At 39.0% G+C, this 17,575-nt stretch carries 11 protein-coding genes; 8 read left to right on the top strand and 3 right to left on the bottom strand.

Going from position 1 to position 17,575, the window contains the following annotated elements:
• Window positions 1-106 precede the first annotated feature (106 nt).
• Window positions 107-1,351, top strand: coding sequence for a Glu/Leu/Phe/Val family dehydrogenase (locus tag BJK46_RS01790; RefSeq protein ID WP_014614403.1), 1,245 nt, complete (start codon window positions 107-109; stop codon window positions 1,349-1,351).
• A 312-nt stretch (window positions 1,352-1,663) separates the two neighbouring features.
• Here BJK46_RS01790 and BJK46_RS01785 read toward each other — a convergent pair whose 3' ends face one another.
• The 3 genes from BJK46_RS01785 to BJK46_RS01775 all read right to left on the bottom strand — a co-directional run bounded on the left by BJK46_RS01785 (window position 1,664) and on the right by BJK46_RS01775 (window position 5,423).
• Window positions 1,664-2,599, bottom strand: coding sequence for a glycerophosphodiester phosphodiesterase (locus BJK46_RS01785; RefSeq protein ID WP_014614402.1), 936 nt, complete (start codon window positions 2,597-2,599; stop codon window positions 1,664-1,666).
• 237 nt (window positions 2,600-2,836) lie between these two features.
• Complete coding sequence (gene argH / locus BJK46_RS01780) at window positions 2,837-4,228, bottom strand: argininosuccinate lyase (RefSeq protein WP_014614401.1); 1,392 nt, start codon at window positions 4,226-4,228, stop codon at window positions 2,837-2,839.
• Window positions 4,221-5,423, bottom strand: coding sequence for an argininosuccinate synthase (locus tag BJK46_RS01775; protein WP_014614400.1), 1,203 nt, complete (start codon window positions 5,421-5,423; stop codon window positions 4,221-4,223). Before BJK46_RS01775 ends, argH begins: the two co-directional genes overlap by 8 nt.
• Before the next feature lie 192 nt (window positions 5,424-5,615).
• Between BJK46_RS01775 and BJK46_RS01770 the strand changes: the two genes are divergently transcribed.
• The 7 genes from BJK46_RS01770 to BJK46_RS01740 all read left to right on the top strand — a co-directional run bounded on the left by BJK46_RS01770 (window position 5,616) and on the right by BJK46_RS01740 (window position 17,343).
• Window positions 5,616-6,947 (top strand): glucose-6-phosphate isomerase, encoded by a 1,332-nt coding sequence (locus tag BJK46_RS01770; protein ID WP_103263625.1) that lies wholly within the window; start codon window positions 5,616-5,618, stop codon window positions 6,945-6,947.
• Between the two features lie 243 nt (window positions 6,948-7,190).
• Complete coding sequence (gene lepB, locus BJK46_RS01765) at window positions 7,191-7,709, top strand: signal peptidase I (RefSeq protein WP_169926731.1); 519 nt, start codon at window positions 7,191-7,193, stop codon at window positions 7,707-7,709.
• Window positions 7,710-7,727: 18 nt separating this feature from the next.
• Window positions 7,728-8,306: a signal peptidase I gene (gene lepB, locus BJK46_RS01760; RefSeq protein WP_014614397.1), complete on the top strand. Its 579-nt coding sequence runs from the start codon at window positions 7,728-7,730 to the stop codon at window positions 8,304-8,306.
• A 218-nt stretch (window positions 8,307-8,524) separates the two neighbouring features.
• Window positions 8,525-11,989 (top strand): helicase-exonuclease AddAB subunit AddB, encoded by a 3,465-nt coding sequence (addB, locus tag BJK46_RS01755; RefSeq protein WP_096536114.1) that lies wholly within the window; start codon window positions 8,525-8,527, stop codon window positions 11,987-11,989.
• On the top strand, window positions 11,986-15,630 hold the full coding sequence (addA, locus tag BJK46_RS01750; protein ID WP_103263627.1) for a helicase-exonuclease AddAB subunit AddA: 3,645 nt from the start codon (window positions 11,986-11,988) through the stop codon (window positions 15,628-15,630). Before addB ends, addA begins: the two co-directional genes overlap by 4 nt.
• Before the next feature lie 82 nt (window positions 15,631-15,712).
• Window positions 15,713-16,618: a fumarylacetoacetate hydrolase family protein gene (locus BJK46_RS01745; RefSeq protein WP_014614394.1), complete on the top strand. Its 906-nt coding sequence runs from the start codon at window positions 15,713-15,715 to the stop codon at window positions 16,616-16,618.
• Window positions 16,619-16,953: 335 nt separating this feature from the next.
• Window positions 16,954-17,343 (top strand): YisL family protein, encoded by a 390-nt coding sequence (locus tag BJK46_RS01740; RefSeq protein ID WP_014614393.1) that lies wholly within the window; start codon window positions 16,954-16,956, stop codon window positions 17,341-17,343.
• Window positions 17,344-17,575 lie beyond the last annotated feature (232 nt).

Here is a 17,575-nt window from a genome sequence, read left to right as displayed (position 1 = left end):
AAGTTAAACGTTTAATTTGAGCGGAAAGCACTTTAAAATAAAAATGCTTATGTTACAATACGAATGTAAGCGAAAACAATAGTAGGAAAAAGAGGCGAAATGGATCATGGCTGAAAAAAATAATTTAGTGACGTCAACGCAAGGCATCATTAAGGAAGCAATGCATAAATTAGGCTTTGATGATGGCATGTATGAACTTATCAAAGAACCTTTAAGATTTTTGACAGTACGTATTCCAGTAAAAATGGACGATGGTACAGTAAAAACATTTACAGGTTACCGTGCACAACATAACGATGCAGTGGGACCAACTAAAGGTGGGGTACGTTTCCACCCAGATGTTGATGAGGAAGAAGTAAAAGCATTGTCAATGTGGATGACATTAAAATGCGGTATTGTCGACTTACCATACGGTGGTGGTAAAGGGGGGATCGTTTGTGACCCACGTCAAATGAGTATTCATGAGGTTGAGCGTTTATCTCGTGGTTATGTGCGTGCGATTTCACAAATTGTTGGACCGACAAAAGACATTCCAGCGCCAGACGTATTTACAAACTCTCAAATTATGGCATGGATGATGGATGAATATAGCCAAATGGACGAATTTAACTCTCCAGGCTTTATTACAGGTAAACCTATCGTATTAGGAGGTTCACAAGGACGTGACCGCTCAACAGCATTAGGTGTCGTTATCGCCATTGAAGAAGCTGCAAAACGTCGTGGTAAATCCATTGAAGGTTCACGTATTGTCATTCAAGGTTTCGGTAATGCAGGTAGCTTCTTAGCGAAATTTTTGTACGATAAAGGTGCGAAAATTGTAGGTATTTCAGATGCTTACGGTGCACTTCATGACCCAGAAGGATTGGATATCGACTACTTATTAGATCGCCGTGACAGTTTTGGTACGGTGACAAACTTATTTGAAGATACGATTTCAAACAAAGAGCTATTTGAATTAGATTGTGATATTTTAGTCCCAGCAGCCATTGCGAACCAAATTACTGCAGACAACGCAGCAGACATTAAAGCTGAAATTGTTGTAGAAGCAGCTAACGGACCAACAACGCCTGAAGCAACAAAAATTTTAACTGAACGTGGTATTTTATTAGTGCCAGACGTGCTTGCAAGTGCTGGTGGTGTAACAGTTTCATACTTTGAATGGGTACAAAATAATACAGGTTATTATTGGACAGAAGATGAAGTCAATGAAAAGTTACGCGAAAAATTAGTGAATGCGTTCGACACGATTTATACTTTATCTGAAAATCGCAAAATTGACATGCGTTTAGCAGCCTACATTGTCGGCATTAAACGTACAGCAGAAGCGGCACGTTACCGCGGATGGGCATAAGAGAAAAAGAGATGAATAAGCAGAGACGCTATGTGTGCGTTTCTGCTTTTTTAATTACATTGAAATACATTGAAAACTAGCATTTAGGTAAAATATCGAGGAGTGCACAACAATGGATAGAAGTACGTTCACACTTATTATTGCAACTATTTTTTCAGTAGTGGGCATTGCTTTTGCGATGGAGCACGAATGATTGATTGCAGCATTGTTCATCTTGATCGCCGTGATTTACGTCATTAAAGGCATCAATTGCATCAAAAGTTTTTATGTCTCGTCGCCTATTCTGTATGTTTAGCAATGAAACATCCTTTATTATTGAATTAACGCGTGATATAGGTCGGGATAGTTCGTGAAAACGCCAGTGACCCCATATTGATTTAAACGCGCCATTGTTTTTTGATCGTTAACGGTATATGGATGGATGTAAAAGCCTTGTTGACGTAATGTGCGGGTATTTTGAGCAGTTAGATCATGATAATCTGGGCCTACACCCACCGCGTAACTTTGAATTTTTTTCAAGTCAGCATTAGACTGTCGTGGAAGTTCGCCTCTTTCTAACAATTGTACAAGTGGAATACGCGGGTTTTCGTGATGAACCTTTTTGAGGCTGTCTCTTGAAAATGATTGAATAACTACTTTACCGTTACGCAAATTCTTTTTACAGTCGAGCCCATATTGATGTAATTGGCGGAGCAGTTGTTCCTCCATGCCTGGATAAACATCGGGTGATTTCGTTTCGATGTAATAATTGACACTTGTGCCATAACGGCTGAAGATTTCATCAAGTGTTGGAACTTGTTGACCGACATATTGCGGGTTTTGGTACTTTGGATATTTTTGGTTGAACCATGAACCGGCATCTAACTGTTTTAATTCAGCAAGTGTATAGTGATCGACACGGCCGGTTCCATTTGTAGTACGGTTTACTTTATCATCATGCATGGCGACTAAATGACCGTCTTTAGTCATTTGTAAATCAAGTTCTAAATAATCGGCATGCATTTCATAAAGGCTTTTATCGTAAGACGCAAAAGTATGTTCCGGTGCATAACCACTTGCGCCACGATGTCCGATATTCACATAAGGTTTGTTCAAGACATTATGTTGGCTTGGAGAGAGGGGTGTCGCTTGATGATGGGCATGATTTTGAGGTGAATTGGCATTTGCGCTATCAACAAGTGCGCTTGAACCAGCAAGCAGTGTTCCAATTAAAACAGTTGATGCGAAAAGGTGTGATGCAGCTTTCATTTTGACGCCTCCTTAGTATGATAGATTAATTTCAGCATATACAAAATTCAAAAAAATGGCAACACTCTTAATTAAGAAATTACTTTATCTTTATGTTTGAAATGATTGCGACATATTCAATTAAAATGACAGGATGTGAATGGTGTTAAATGAGTGCATTAAACGATATCACATACCATAGTAGACACAAAAAGAGGCCCGGACGTTCAGTTGCCCGAGTCTCTTTTTTGGATGGTATTACTTTGAATGATATTGCGCGAAATGACTCTTTGCGACGTCGATTTGGTGACGCACTGCATCTTGACCTGTAGCACCGTAAGTTTGACGACGCTTGACGGCTTCATCAGGTTGTAAATATTGATAAATATCTACTTCGATTTGGGTGTGATGATCTTGATACACCTCTAACGGGACGTCGAGTAAATACATCTCATGTTGAATAGCCCAAAGTACGAGCTTGCCGACGATTTCGTGAGCCTCTCTAAACGGGATACCTTTTGTTACGAGATAGTCTGCTAACTCTGTCGCATTTGAAAAGTCTTGACGCACTGTTGCTTGTAGACGATCCGTGTTCACAGTCATTGTGGCGACCATACCGTCAAAGATGCGCAGTGACCCTTTGATTGTTTCGATTGCATCAAACAGACCTTCTTTATCCTCTTGCATATCCTTATTATAAGCAAGGGGTAAGCCTTTTAATGTCATCAATAGACTCACGAGATGTCCAGTCGTACGTCCCACTTTACCGCGGATAAGTTCAGCCATATCAGGATTTTTCTTTTGTGGCATAATAGATGACCCTGTTGAAAAACCGTCAGATAATGTGATGAATTTCGCTTCTTCCGACGACCAGAAAATGATTTCTTCAGCAAAACGAGACAGGTGAATCATCGTTAAGTTAATATTATTCAACGTTTCAACAATGTAGTCACGATCACTCACGGCATCGATACTGTTTTCGTATAATGCATTAAAACCGAGTGATTTTTGTGTTTCATGACGGTCTATTGGATACGTTGTCCCACTCAATGCTGCGGCACCTAAAGGGGAGACATCGATACGTGCCAATGACTCTTTGAAACGCGTCTGGTCACGTTCTAGCATCCAAAAATACGTCATGATATGATGCGCAAATGAAATCGGTTGTGCACGTTGAAGGTGCGTATAGCCAGGCATAATTGTTTCTACATGTTGTTCTGCAAGCTGCAATAACGTTTGTTGAAAAGCATGAATGTAATCAATAATCGTATGCACTTCTTTTTTCGTATATAAATGCATATCCGTTGCAACTTGGTCATTACGGCTACGTCCGGTATGCAGTTTACCGCCAACAGGACCGATACGTTTAATCAATTCATGTTCAACATTCAAATGAATATCTTCTAATGCTGTTTGAAATTCAATTTGGCCTTCGTGAAAGTCGTGTCGAATGTCTTTTAAAGTTTGGATAATCAATTCACTTTCTGCTTCAGTTAAAATATCTTGATGTGCGAGCATCGTTGCGTGTGCAATACTACCTTGAATATCTTCGTCAATGAGCTTTTGGTCAAAGTGAATCGACGCATTAAAAGCATCGACCCATGCTTCTGGTCTCTCTTCAAATCTACCGCCCCAAGCTTTTTTACTCATTCGCATAGCCTCCATGTAACATCGCGTTGACTTGTGTTGGTAAGCCATAAATATCGATAAAGCCCACTGCAGATTGTTGGTTGAACGCATCCTCTTTCGTATAAGTCGCTAATTTTTCATTGTAAAGCGTGTACGGTGATTTTCTACCATTGACGATGGCATGACCTTTGAATAGTTTGACACGTACTTCACCAGTTACATATTTTTGCGTATGGTCTACAAATGTTTTAAGAGCATCAGTTAAAGGTGAGAACCATAAGCCGTTATACACTTGTTCTGCAAATTGCTTTTCAATAATGGGTTTAAAATGCGCCACATCTTTCGTTAAAGTGATCGTTTCTAATGCCTGGTGTGCTTTAATAATCACTTCAGCACCGGGTGTTTCATACACTTCTCTTGATTTAATACCGACGAGGCGATTTTCAATATGGTCGATTCTACCGATGCCATGTTTTCCAGCGCGTTCATTTAAATACAAGATGAGATCATCTAATGCATAATACTCACCGTTAATATGTGTTGGAATCCCTTGATCGAATGTGATTAAAATTTCATCAGCTGTATCGGGTGTATCTTCTAATTCACTTGTTAAATCATAAGCATCTTGTGGTGGAGCAACATATGGATCTTCTAATACACCACATTCATTACTACGGCCCCATAAGTTTTGGTCGATGGAATACGGAGATGCTTTGCCAATAGGGACAGGGATATTGTGTTTTTTTGCATAATCGATTTCTTCTTCACGGCTCCAACCCCATTCACGCACAGGTGCAATCACTTTGAGGTTTGGATCTAATGCTTTAATCGCCACTTCAAAACGCACTTGGTCATTGCCTTTTCCTGTACAGCCATGCGCAATAGCAACGGCATTTGTTTCGTGTGCAATTTCCACTAACTTTTTAGAAATAAGTGGGCGAGACAATGCAGAAACGAGCGGATACGTTTGTTCATACATCAGATTACCTTTGATTGTATAACCGACATAATCTTCCGCAAATTCTTTTGTTGCATTAATCACGTGAGACTCAATTGCACCCATATTAAGCGCCTTTTGATAAACAAGGTCTAAATCTTTTCCTTCACCTACATCCAAACAACATGCAATGACGTCGTATCCTTGTTCAATCAACCATTTAACGGCCACACTTGTATCTAAACCGCCTGAATATGCTAAAACCACTTTATCTTTCATCCTAGTCACCTCTGTTAAAGAATTAATATTTGATTAACTGTACTATAACATAAATGAATTTATATGCAAATACCCAAATAAATATTCATGTAAAATACACGCCAATGGATATGCTTGGGTAAGTCAATTGAATTTGTTGAAACAACTTAGTAAAATGAAGGTACGTTAAGTTAAATTAGGAGGCAAAAGTGTATGACACATATCCAATTAGATTATCAAAAAGCTTTAAAATTTTTTGGTCAACACGAATTAGATCAGCAACAAGATGCTGTTAAAGCAATTCACCGTACAATTCACGAAGGTACAGGTGCAGGAAGCGACTTCTTAGGATGGGTTGACCTACCAGTTAATTATGATAAAGAAGAATTTTCACGTATTAAAGAAGCAGCTAAACAAGTACAATCACATTCAGATGTACTTGTCGTAATCGGTATTGGTGGTTCGTACCTTGGTGCACGTTCAGCAATCGAAATGTTAACACCAGCATTCAAAAAAGATAGCGAATATCCTGAAATTATTTTTGCAGGTAATCATTTATCATCATCATATTTACAATCACTCATCGACTATTTAGCCGATAAAGATTATTCAGTTAACGTGATTTCAAAATCTGGTACAACGACTGAACCTGCAGTTGCGTTCCGTATTTTCAAAAAATTATTAGAAGATAAATATGGTAAAGAAGAAGCAGTTAAACGTATTTTTGCAACAACTGACCAAGCGAAAGGTGCCTTGAAACAACTTGCGACAAATGAAGGCTACGAAACGTTCGTCGTACCTGATGATGTCGGTGGTCGTTTCTCAGTATTAACGGCAGTAGGTTTATTACCAATCGCTGTAGCTGGTATTGATATCGATGCAATGATGGGCGGTGCAGCAAAAGCACGTGAAGAATTATCTTCGGACGATTTATCTTCAAATATTGCATACCAATACGCATCAATCCGTAATATCCTTTACAACAAAGGTTACACTACAGAAATGTTAATCAACTACGAACCATCATTACAATACTTCAATGAATGGTGGAAACAATTATTCGGTGAATCAGAAGGTAAAGACTTAAAAGGGATTTACCCTTCAAGCGCTAACTTTACAACTGACTTACACTCATTAGGTCAATATGTACAAGAAGGCCGTCGTTTCTTAATTGAAACAGTATTAAAAGTAGAAAATCCTGAACACGATATTACAATTGAAGAAGATGCGGATGACTTAGATGGCTTAAACTACTTAGCAGGTAAAACAGTAGATGAAGTCAACACTAAAGCATTCGAAGGAACTTTACTTGCACATACTGACGGTGGTGTGCCTAACATGGTTGTTAAATTACCTCGTTTAGACGCCGAAACTTATGGTTATGTTGTCTACTTCTTTGAATTAGCAGTCGCAATGAGTGGTTACCAATTAGGTGTGAACCCATTCAACCAACCAGGTGTAGAAGCTTATAAACAAAACATGTTTGCATTATTAGGTAAACCTGGATTTGAAGATAAGAAAAAAGATTTAGAAGCACGCTTATAATCCAATAGGGCTGTTGAATAGAATATAAAAAAGGGCTGATGAGCATACGTCTTGTCAGTCTTTTTTATTGCGTACGTTGACTCAGTGCCCTATTGCTTTTTGTTCAGGGATTGAGACATCAAAATTATTTTGTTTCAATGCGTGCAGAGATTTATGATTCAAATGTAAAAGTTAACGTTTTAAGAGAAATTATGATAAGATAAAATTTGTTATGATGAAATTGATAGGATTGGGAGTGCAAAATTGAAGTTTCTGATAAAGATGACATTCGCTCTAATCAGCGCATTGGTCGTTTTAGCCGTCCTCGTTTTGTTTGTTGTAATCCCATATGAAGTAAAACATCAAAATATGGATACAACACTGCAACCCCATGATCGGCTGTTAGTGAATAAAATCGCACCACGCTACAATGGGATTCATCATCAAGATATCGTTGTCTACTATGCGGAAGGTCAATATCGTGTTGGACGCGTGATTGGAGAACCAGGTCAATCAGTTGAATTTCAAAAAGGCCAATTGTATTTGGACCATATCCCTGTGACTGAATCGTATGTGAATCAACAAGATCAGCAGTCATGGTCACTGAAATCACTGCCGAATTCAGAAAGTGATATCATACCGCCAAACTCGTATTTAATATTAAACGATCGTCGTGATGATGACGTCGATTCTCGAAATTTTGGTCTCATTAGGAAATCAACTATTGAAGGTAAGTTATGGATACGTTATTATCCTTTTGATAGAATAACGACTCATTTTTAAAATAAGAGGTGTAAAACTGTGAAAAAAGAGACAATGGAATGGTTGCTGTCTATAGGATTAGCCTTATTGATTGTAGGTCTATTGTATGCATTTGTCATTAAACCCTATAACATTAAAGGTGATTCTATGGACCCTACATTAAAAGATGGAGAAAGAGTTATCGTTAACAAAATAGGGAAAACTTTAGGTCATTTAGATAATGGTAATGTCATCGTCTTTCATGCAGATGAAACGAATGACTATGTAAAACGTATTATCGGTAAACCGGGTGATCATGTCGTTTATAAAAATGACCAACTGTACTTAAATGGTAAAAAAGTAGATGAACCATATTTAGATTATAACCTTAAACATAAAACATATGAACAAATTACGGGTTCATTTGATTCTAAAGACTTGCCAGGTAGCAACGGTCAGAAACAAATTCCGAAAGATAAATATCTCGTGTTAGGTGACAACCGCGAAGTGAGTAAAGATAGCCGTGCTTTTGGTCTTATCGATAAAGATCAAATCGTAGGGAAAGTTGCATTTAGATTCTGGCCATTGAGTGAATTTAAAATCAACTTCAATCCAGATCATACAGATACACAAGAGTAATCATCAATGATCGCGCATGATGAACAGACATCATGGAGTGATTCGATAATCAAAAAACTAACCAGAGGCTGGGAGACGATGACGTTTTCCCGGCTTTTTCTGTGTCAAAAAGATCCAACAAGCGACCGACTTTCATAGAGTATCAAGTGGGGTTAATGCTATAATAAACTTTAAATAATGAATGCCGATTCGTATTGAAGAAAGATAGGGGGGATTCGATGTTTCGAACATTTTTAGGTCGTGCTGGAACGGGCAAGAGCACACAGATGTTAGCAGAAATTAAAGACAAAATGAAAGCACAACCGATAGGGCATCCCATCATTATCATCACACCGATGCAAGGGACGTATTTGTATGAACAAGTATTCGTCAAAGACACCGAATTGTTAGGGAGTGTACGTACTGAAGTGTTGCACTTTGAACGACTAGGTCATCGTATTTTTCAAGAAGTAGGCGGGGTGCATGAAAAACGTTTGTCGTCGATTGCCATTGAAATGATGATTTACGATATTTTACAAGAAGTACAAACAGAGTTGAAGTTGTATCGCTCACAAGTAGGTTATATGGGATTTAGTACAAAAGTGCGTGAACAAATTCAAGACTTTGAAAAGTATGCTGTGACGCCTGAGATGGTTTCGGACATGGCTACCGATGCGCACCTTGAACCGCGCACCCGACATAAGCTACATGACATTGGGTTGATTTATGAAAAACTGCAAGCACGTATGTCTTCGGAATATATTACAGCGGAAGCGATGATGGATCGACTTGTCACGCTTATTCCACAGTCGAAGTGGCTCAAACAAGCAGAAATATACATAGATGGGTTTCATAACTTTTCTACTCAAGAATATCAACTGATCGAAGCTTTAGTGAAGCATGTGAAATCTGTGACGTTAGCATTAACGACAAACGGCGATCAAGATGCATTAAGCATGTTCCGTAAGCCATCTGAGTCGTTGCGTCATTTTGAAGAGATGGCTCACCGTGTCGGTCAGCCACTCGAACGCTTGTATTTTCATACGCAGCACCGATTCAAAGCACCATCATTAACCGTGTTAGAACAGCAGTTTGACGCATTACAACCTGAAAGTCATCACACAGCAGACGAAGGTATTCGCATATTAGAAGCACCGACGACACGTGAAGAAGTTAATGAAGTGGCACGTACGATTTTAAGAGATGTGCGTGAAAAACAGTACCGTTATCAAGATATTGCAATATTGTATCGTGATCCGTCGTATGTCTATTTGTTAGATGCGATTTTGCCACAATATGATATTCCGTACAATATTGATGTCAAAAAGTCGATGACGCATCATCCGATTATGGAAATGTTGCGTGCACTAATCGAAGTGTTACAAACAGAATGGCAGTTTGAACCGTTGATGCGCTTGTTGAAAACGAATGTCTTAACCCAAGTGATGCCTGACAGTGCGTATTTAGTCCATTTATTAGAAAATTTTGCGATAGAACGAGGGATTTATGGCAAACGCTGGCTCGATCCACAATATTTTGAACTGAATCAATTCCGTAAAATGGGTATCCGACCGAATGATCCGCTGACGGAAGAAGAGGCTGCTACATTTGAACGTGTGATCGATTTAAAAACGAAAGTCTTTAATCAATTGTTGAATTTTGAAGAAAAATTAGCACAAGGTTCAAATGCCAAAGCTTTTGCGACGTATTTTTATGAAGCGATGGAAGGTTTTGAACTGCCCAATCAGTTAATGACGCAACGGGATATGTTAGATGAGCAAGGTCAACATGAAGCAGCGGAAGAAATTGACCAAATATGGAACGGGTTGATTCGCGTGTTGGATGATGTCGTTACCGTGTTTGGTGACCGTGATATGACGTTAACGCGCTTTTTAGAAGTGTTAGATGTCGGTTTGAACGAACTCGAATTTTCAATGATTCCACAAACGTTAGATCAAGTGACAATTGGGACAATGGATTTAGCGAAAGTGGATAATAAAAAGCACGTTTATATGATCGGGATGAACGACGGCGTGATGCCCCAAGCAATTAACGGCTCTGGTTTGATTTCAGATAATGAAAAGAAAGCGTTTGAAACCTTTGCCGGTGTGCAGTTGAGCCCGACCTCAGATATTTTACAAATGGATGAAGCATTCGTCTGTTATTTTGCGATGACACGTGCGACAGAAACAGTGACGTTCTCATACAGTTTGATGGATGCGAGCGGTGCAGAACGAGAAAAAAGTCCGTTTTTAAATGATGTCCGTCAAATGTTCCGCAACTTAGATATCATCCAATTGACACACCAACACGCACGTGACACGTTATCACTTATAGAACACCCACACCAAACGAAAGTGCATCTATTTGAAGCATTTAAAACATGGTTAGATGAAGGATTGATTTCGGATACTTGGTTTACGACTTATGCAGTGATGGCACAGTACCCACAACTCAATGACGGGCTGACACATTTGAAATCAGCGCTCACATACAATAACGATACCGTACAATTGGATGGAGAGTTGACGACACAGCTTTATGGTAAGGCGATTCATGCGAGTGTGTCCCGTTTTGAAGGGTACCAAAATTGTCCATTTAAACATTATACGTCACACGGTTTGAGGCTCAATGAACGGACGAAATATCAACTTCAAAACTTTGACTTAGGGACAATTTTTCATGATGTTTTAAAATATATCGCCGAAAAGGTTGAAGGACGTTTTAATCAACTCACAGAGCTTCAAATTGCGCAATTGACGAACGACGCATTAGAAACATTGTTACCACATGTACAATTTAATTTGTTAAACTCGACGTCGTATTATCGTTATTTATCACAGCGCATCGGTGCAATAGTTCAAGCCACTTTATATGCAATGAAATACCAAACGTCGCATTCACAATTTAAGCCTATCGCATTTGAAAAGTCGTTCCGTAAATCACCGAAAGATGCATCAGAACTAAAAGCAGAAACGTTGTATACATCACAAGGCATGCCGATTTATATTCGTGGCCAAATTGACCGAATCGATACGTATCAAAAGGAGAATAAAAGTTTCGTCAATATTATTGATTACAAATCATCCTCTTCAAGCGCATCACTCGATTTAGTGAAAGTGTATTACGGCTTGCAAATGCAAATGATGACCTATATGGATATCGCGCTTCAAAACAAAGAACGTTTAGGTTTAGTGGAAGAAGTAAAACCAGGTGGCTTTTTATACATGTACGTGCACCAGTTTAGAGACGAAAAGCGTGCGTGGAATGATATCGAAGCGGCCAAGTTAGATGAAGCCTTCTTGAAGTCGTATCAATTACAAGGATTGCTTAACAATGATGTAGATGTATTAGAAGCGTATGATGAACGATTGACAGCGGGCTTCAAATCCGACATCGTGCCACTCGGTATGAAAAAAGATGGCAGTTTGAATGCGACGAGTAAAGTGGCGGATGAAGCAACCATTTATAAACTGATCCAACATAATAAGCAAAACTTTGTGGATATCGCAAGTCGTATTATGGATGGGCATAACGAAGTCGCGCCAATGCAATACCGCAATCATTTACCATGCCAATATTGTCAATATCAAGCCGTTTGTCACGTAGATAGTATGATTGATAGTCCGAAATATCGTCGAGTGGATGAAAAAATCAATCCCCTTGAAATACTTGCGGCAGAAGAAGAGGAGGATGAAGTATGATTCCAACAAAACCGGAACATGTACAGTGGACCGATGCACAGTGGGAAAGTATATACGCAAAAGGTCAAGATGTACTTGTAGCAGCAGCGGCGGGTTCTGGTAAAACAGCAGTCCTCGTTGAACGTATTATTCAGCGCATTTTACGTGATGGCATTGATGTTGACCGTTTACTCGTTGTGACGTTTACAAACTTGAGTGCACGCGAAATGAAACATCGTGTCGAAGCGCGTATCCAACAAGCCGCTATTGAAGATCCTTCCAATCAACATTTAAAAAATCAACGTACAAAAATTCATCAAGCACAAATTTCAACGTTGCATAGCTTTTGTTTACGTCTCATTCAGCAGCATTACGACGTGTTGGACATTGATCCTAATTTTAGAACTGCGAGTGAAGTTGAAAATGTCCTATTGCTTGAAGAAGTGATTGATGACGTGTTTGAAAAGCATTACGACCGTTTGGCTCCAACATTTGTGACGTTGACTGAGCACATTTCGACGGATAGAGATGATGCCGCATTACGTTTAATGGTTAAAAATTTATATGATTTCAGTATCGCAAACCCGGATCCAATTGGTTGGTTACATGCGTTAGATCAACCTTATTTGGAGCGTCATTTGCAGCAGCATTATTTAGATATTTTAAACAAGTATGTCCAGTTGTATTTACAAGCAGCACAAAATGCAATAGAAGAAGCGTATCATCAATTCGAATTAGTAGGGGATTTTCCTAAGCACATTGATTTTATTGAGGGTCACCGCCAATTTTTGCGCCGACTATTAAGTGAACAGTTTATCGACAAAACAGCATTGGCGACTTATCAACTTGGCCGCATCCCACCTAAACCGAAAGCTGTAAAAGAAGATCCGATGCTTGATGCGGCTTATGAAAACTTTAAAGCGCATTATGAGCAATTTAAAAACAATCTTAATGCAGTAAAATCTACATTCGTTGGACGTGATGATGAGACACTGCTTGAGGAATTGCAACACTTAGCGCCGCGTGTGAAATATTTGGCCACTTTAACTGAAGATGTTATTCATGCATTCAGTCGTGCGAAACGAGCACGCAACATTTTGGACTTTTCAGATTATGAACATTTTGCGCTACAAATTTTAAGAGATGAACAAGGCGAGCCGTCCGAAATTGCGGCGTTATATCGTGAACGTTTTGAAGAAATATTAGTCGACGAATATCAAGATACGAACCGTGTACAAGAAAGTATTATTGGCAGCATTAAACGAGGGGACGAATCGAACGGTAATTTATTTATGGTGGGCGACGTGAAACAGTCTATTTATAAATTTAGACAAGCGGATCCGAGTCTGTTTATCGAAAAATATCAACGTTTTAACCAACCAGACCAGTCAAGTGGTTGGCGCATTGATTTATCGCAAAATTTCCGTTCTCGTAAAGAAGTGCTCTCAACGACGAACTATTTGTTTGATCATATGATGGATGCTGAAGTGGGCGAAATTGACTACGATGCAGCTGCAAAACTTTATTATGGTGCGCCGTATGATGAGGTCGATATCCCTGTGCAGTTTAATGTCCTCATGGTCGATAAAGACCGAGAGATGACCGCGAGTGAGCAAGAGGCGTATTTTATTGCGCAACAAGTACAGACGATTTTAGAAACCCAAAAAGTATATGATCCGAAAACAGGTGCGTATCGTCCAGCACAATATAAAGATATCGTCATCCTTGAAAGAAGTTACAGCAATGTAAGACTTATTCAACAAGCGTTTAAAGATCAGGATATTCCGCTATTTGTGAATAGTAAGCAAGGTTATTTTGAACAAACAGAAATCCGCTTAATGTTGTCGTTTTTACGTACGATTGATAATCCGCTACAAGATATTTATTTAGTCGGTTTAATGCGTTCGGTCATTTATCAATTTACAGAAGATGAACTGGCTAAGATTCGTATTGTATCACCGCAAGATAACTATTTTTATCAATCCATTCAACATTACATGGATGATGAAGCGGCGGATCCTGCAATTGTGGCAAAGTTAAAGCCGTTTTTAAATGATTTAGCACGCTACCAAGACTACAGCCAACGTCATCCAGTATACCAACTCATCGATAAACTGTTTAATGATCATTACATCATTCAATATTTTAGTGCACTTGTAGGTGGGCGTGGCCGTCGTGCGAATTTACATGGGTTGTTTAATAAAGCTGTCGATTTTGAAAATTCTAGTTTTCGCGGTTTATTTCAATTCATTCGTTTTATCGACCAAATGATTGAACGAGGCAAAGATTTTGGTGAAGAAAATGTTATTGGTCCAAATGATAATGTCGTACGTATGATGACGATTCATAGTAGTAAAGGTCTTGAATTTCCATTTGTCATTTATTCAGGGTTAACGCGCGACTTTAATAAAAATGATTTAGGAAAACCTGTTGTACTGAATCAACATGCAGGTCTCGGTTTACAATATTACGATGAAGCACAAGGATTGTTTTATCCATCGCTTATTTCTATGAGTATCGATCTGATCAATCAAAAAGAGTTAATCTCTGAAGAAATGCGCTTGATGTATGTTGCCTTAACACGTGCGAAAGAACAACTCTACTTAATTGGGACGTCCAAAAAAGCAGATGCACTCGAGATGATGGCAGCCGCTACAATCACTGATGAAAAATTAGCAGCCATTGACCGATTTAATGCGAAAAACCCGTTTCAGCTGATATACAGTATTTTGAGTAAACATCAGAATACGAATATTCAGCGCCATCAACGTTTTGAAGTGGATGTTGAGACTTTGGATGCAGCTGTCAAGCCGCGGCTTCAGTTACAACATATTGATGCAGGTGACGTGTTACCAACAGAACAAGATTTGGCGACATATCAAGGTCACGCGATTGAAGCGTTAGAGGCGAGACTTGCAGCGACCCCGTTAGATGATGAACTTGCGCAACGTGTGATGCAACAATTGTTGTATGTTTATCCGTATCAACAAGCTGTACAACAAGTTTCAAAGCAATCTGTTTCAGAGCTTAAACGTCAACTCGATACAGAACAAGCCGATACGAACTATGAGCGTGTCCGACAATATCGTTTAGGCGTGGCCACGTATGAGCGGCCGCAGTTTTTACAAGAACAACAACATACTGCAGCAGAAGTAGGAACATTGATGCATACGGTTATGCAACATCTGCCATTTAAAGAAGCCGGATTAACAGATCAAGCATTAAATGACTACATTGAATCATTGGTCGAACGTTCAATCATTCGCGCACATGATGTCAATGTGATTGTGATTGAAGAAATTAAACGTTTCATTCAAAGTGATTTGTATGACCGTATTGCGAGAAGTGACGAAGTGTATACAGAATTGCCATTTGTCGTGAATCAACATCAAGTCGAACATACACCAGATACGACAGATGCCTCTATTATTCAAGGGATGATTGACTTGGTCTTTAAAGAAAATGGCCATTATTACTTCTTGGACTATAAAACCGATGCACTCATTCGTCGTAAAGGGATGTCCGATGAAGCGTTGGAAAGACAATTGAAGGAGAAATATCGTGTTCAAATGCAATATTATCAACGTGCATTAGAAACCATTTTAAAATGCCCAGTAAACGGCTATTTATACTTCTTTAAATATGGCGAACTCGAGATTTAAGCGGCTTTACTTTAAAAATTTGTGATTTGTCCAAAATATTCGTTATAATATGACTAAGATATACGTTAGGAGCTGATTATGAATGAAATTCCTATCATTCAAATATAAAGGTGAAACTTCATATGGAGTGAAGGTAAAAAGAGAAGAAGCGGCTTGGGATTTAAAACAAGTCTTTGCAAACTTTGGAGAAGGTGATTTCCATCCCAAAACATTGCTCGAAGGATTACAACAAAACCAAACTTTAGACTTTCAAGAGCAAGTACGTAAAGCAGTTGTTGCTGCAGAAAACAGTGGTAACGGCGATGCGTATAAAGTGAAATTTGAGGATATCGAATTTTTACCACCAGTAACACCTACGAATAACGTCATTGCATTTGGCCGTAACTATCAAGCACATGCTGAAGAGTTAAAGCATGAAGTGGATCGTTTATATGTATTTACGAAAGCAGCTTCGTCATTAACAGGTGATGAAAGTACGATTCCGAACCACCAAGACATTACAGACGCTTTAGATTATGAAGGCGAGCTGGGTGTCGTAATCGGTAAATCAGGCGAAAAAATTCCAAAAGGTTTAGCGTTGGATTATGTATATGGTTATACCATCATTAATGACATCACAGACCGTAATGCACAAAAAGCACATGACCAAGCATTCTTGTCTAAAAGTTTAACAGGGGGTTGCCCAATGGGGCCATACATCGTGACAAAAGATGAACTTCCTACACCTGAAAACGTAAATATCGTGACAAAAGTAAACAATGAAATTCGTCAAGATGGGAATACGTCACAAATGATTTTGAAAATTGATGAGTTAATTGAAGAAATTTCAAAATATGTGGCGTTACACCCAGGAGACATTATTGCGACAGGTACTCCAGCAGGCGTCGGTGCGGGTATGAATCCGCCGAAGTTTCTACAACCTGGTGATGAAGTGAAAGTCACGATTGATAATATTGGAACGTTAACAAACTTTATTGCGAAAGATTAATATGAAATAAGCATCAAGTGATTTTGCGCTTGGTGCTTTTTTATTGATGGCGAAGAGAGTGTTTTTAAATTGCCGAATACACCCCTTGGACAGCGAAGCTATGATGGCAATTAAGAACCACAAAACATAGGGGGCAAGTTTAACACAAATATGACATCAAAAGCATCGAAAATTTTTGTGTCTCATCCTCTTCAGTGCATGTTATAAAAATGTTGCTGTTTGCTTTGATTATTTTTATAAGTGTTTGGAATAACAATAATTAGGTAATTAAAATGTGTAGAAGGCTATATTATGTTATGATTGAAAAGATACGCAACATAAGGAGGTGACCGAACATGTTTTTAATCAACGTGCATATTGTCAGTTGGATTGTTCTTTTGATTTTATTTTATGCGTCGTATGAAAATTATTCAAATAAGCAAGGCCCGACGCTATTATTTAAGTCACTCCACATGGCGACACGATTATTTATGCTTCTCGTTTTAATTACAGGCTTTTGGCTAGCAATCAAAGCATTTTCAGCTCCGGGTGTGAGTCATATGTTGATGACTTTGAAAATGGTTGGAGGTATAGCTGTTATTAGTTTAATTGAAGTGACTTTAACGCGTAAGAAGAAAAAAGCGCCAAGTCGAGGTCTATTCATTGCTACTTTTATTGTGGCTATTGTGACCATTATTTTAGGCGCTATTTTACCGTGGGGCCCGATTACAGGCTTATTTCATTAGGGAACGCAAGTTTAAATTGGGAGTCATTCATGAGCGTATAGTTAGTCATACAAGACGTGAAAAGCGAGGGATATGTCACCATGACCCCTCGCTTTTTTTCAGTGCGCCCGGCATGGGTAACATCTTGACGGTGAAAGTCCGTTACAGGCTTGGTAGTAGGAACTGTTAGCGAAAGACAAGGGTGTCCATTGCGAAGTGGAATCTGAAGGAAGTCGGACGCAAACACTCGCAC

The organism is Staphylococcus pseudintermedius, from assembly GCF_001792775.2.
In the GTDB taxonomy this organism is placed as follows: Bacteria; Bacillota; Bacilli; order Staphylococcales; family Staphylococcaceae; genus Staphylococcus; species Staphylococcus pseudintermedius.
Note: the sequence above shows the minus strand (reverse complement) of the source record. Positions and strands in the feature narration are given on the sequence as shown.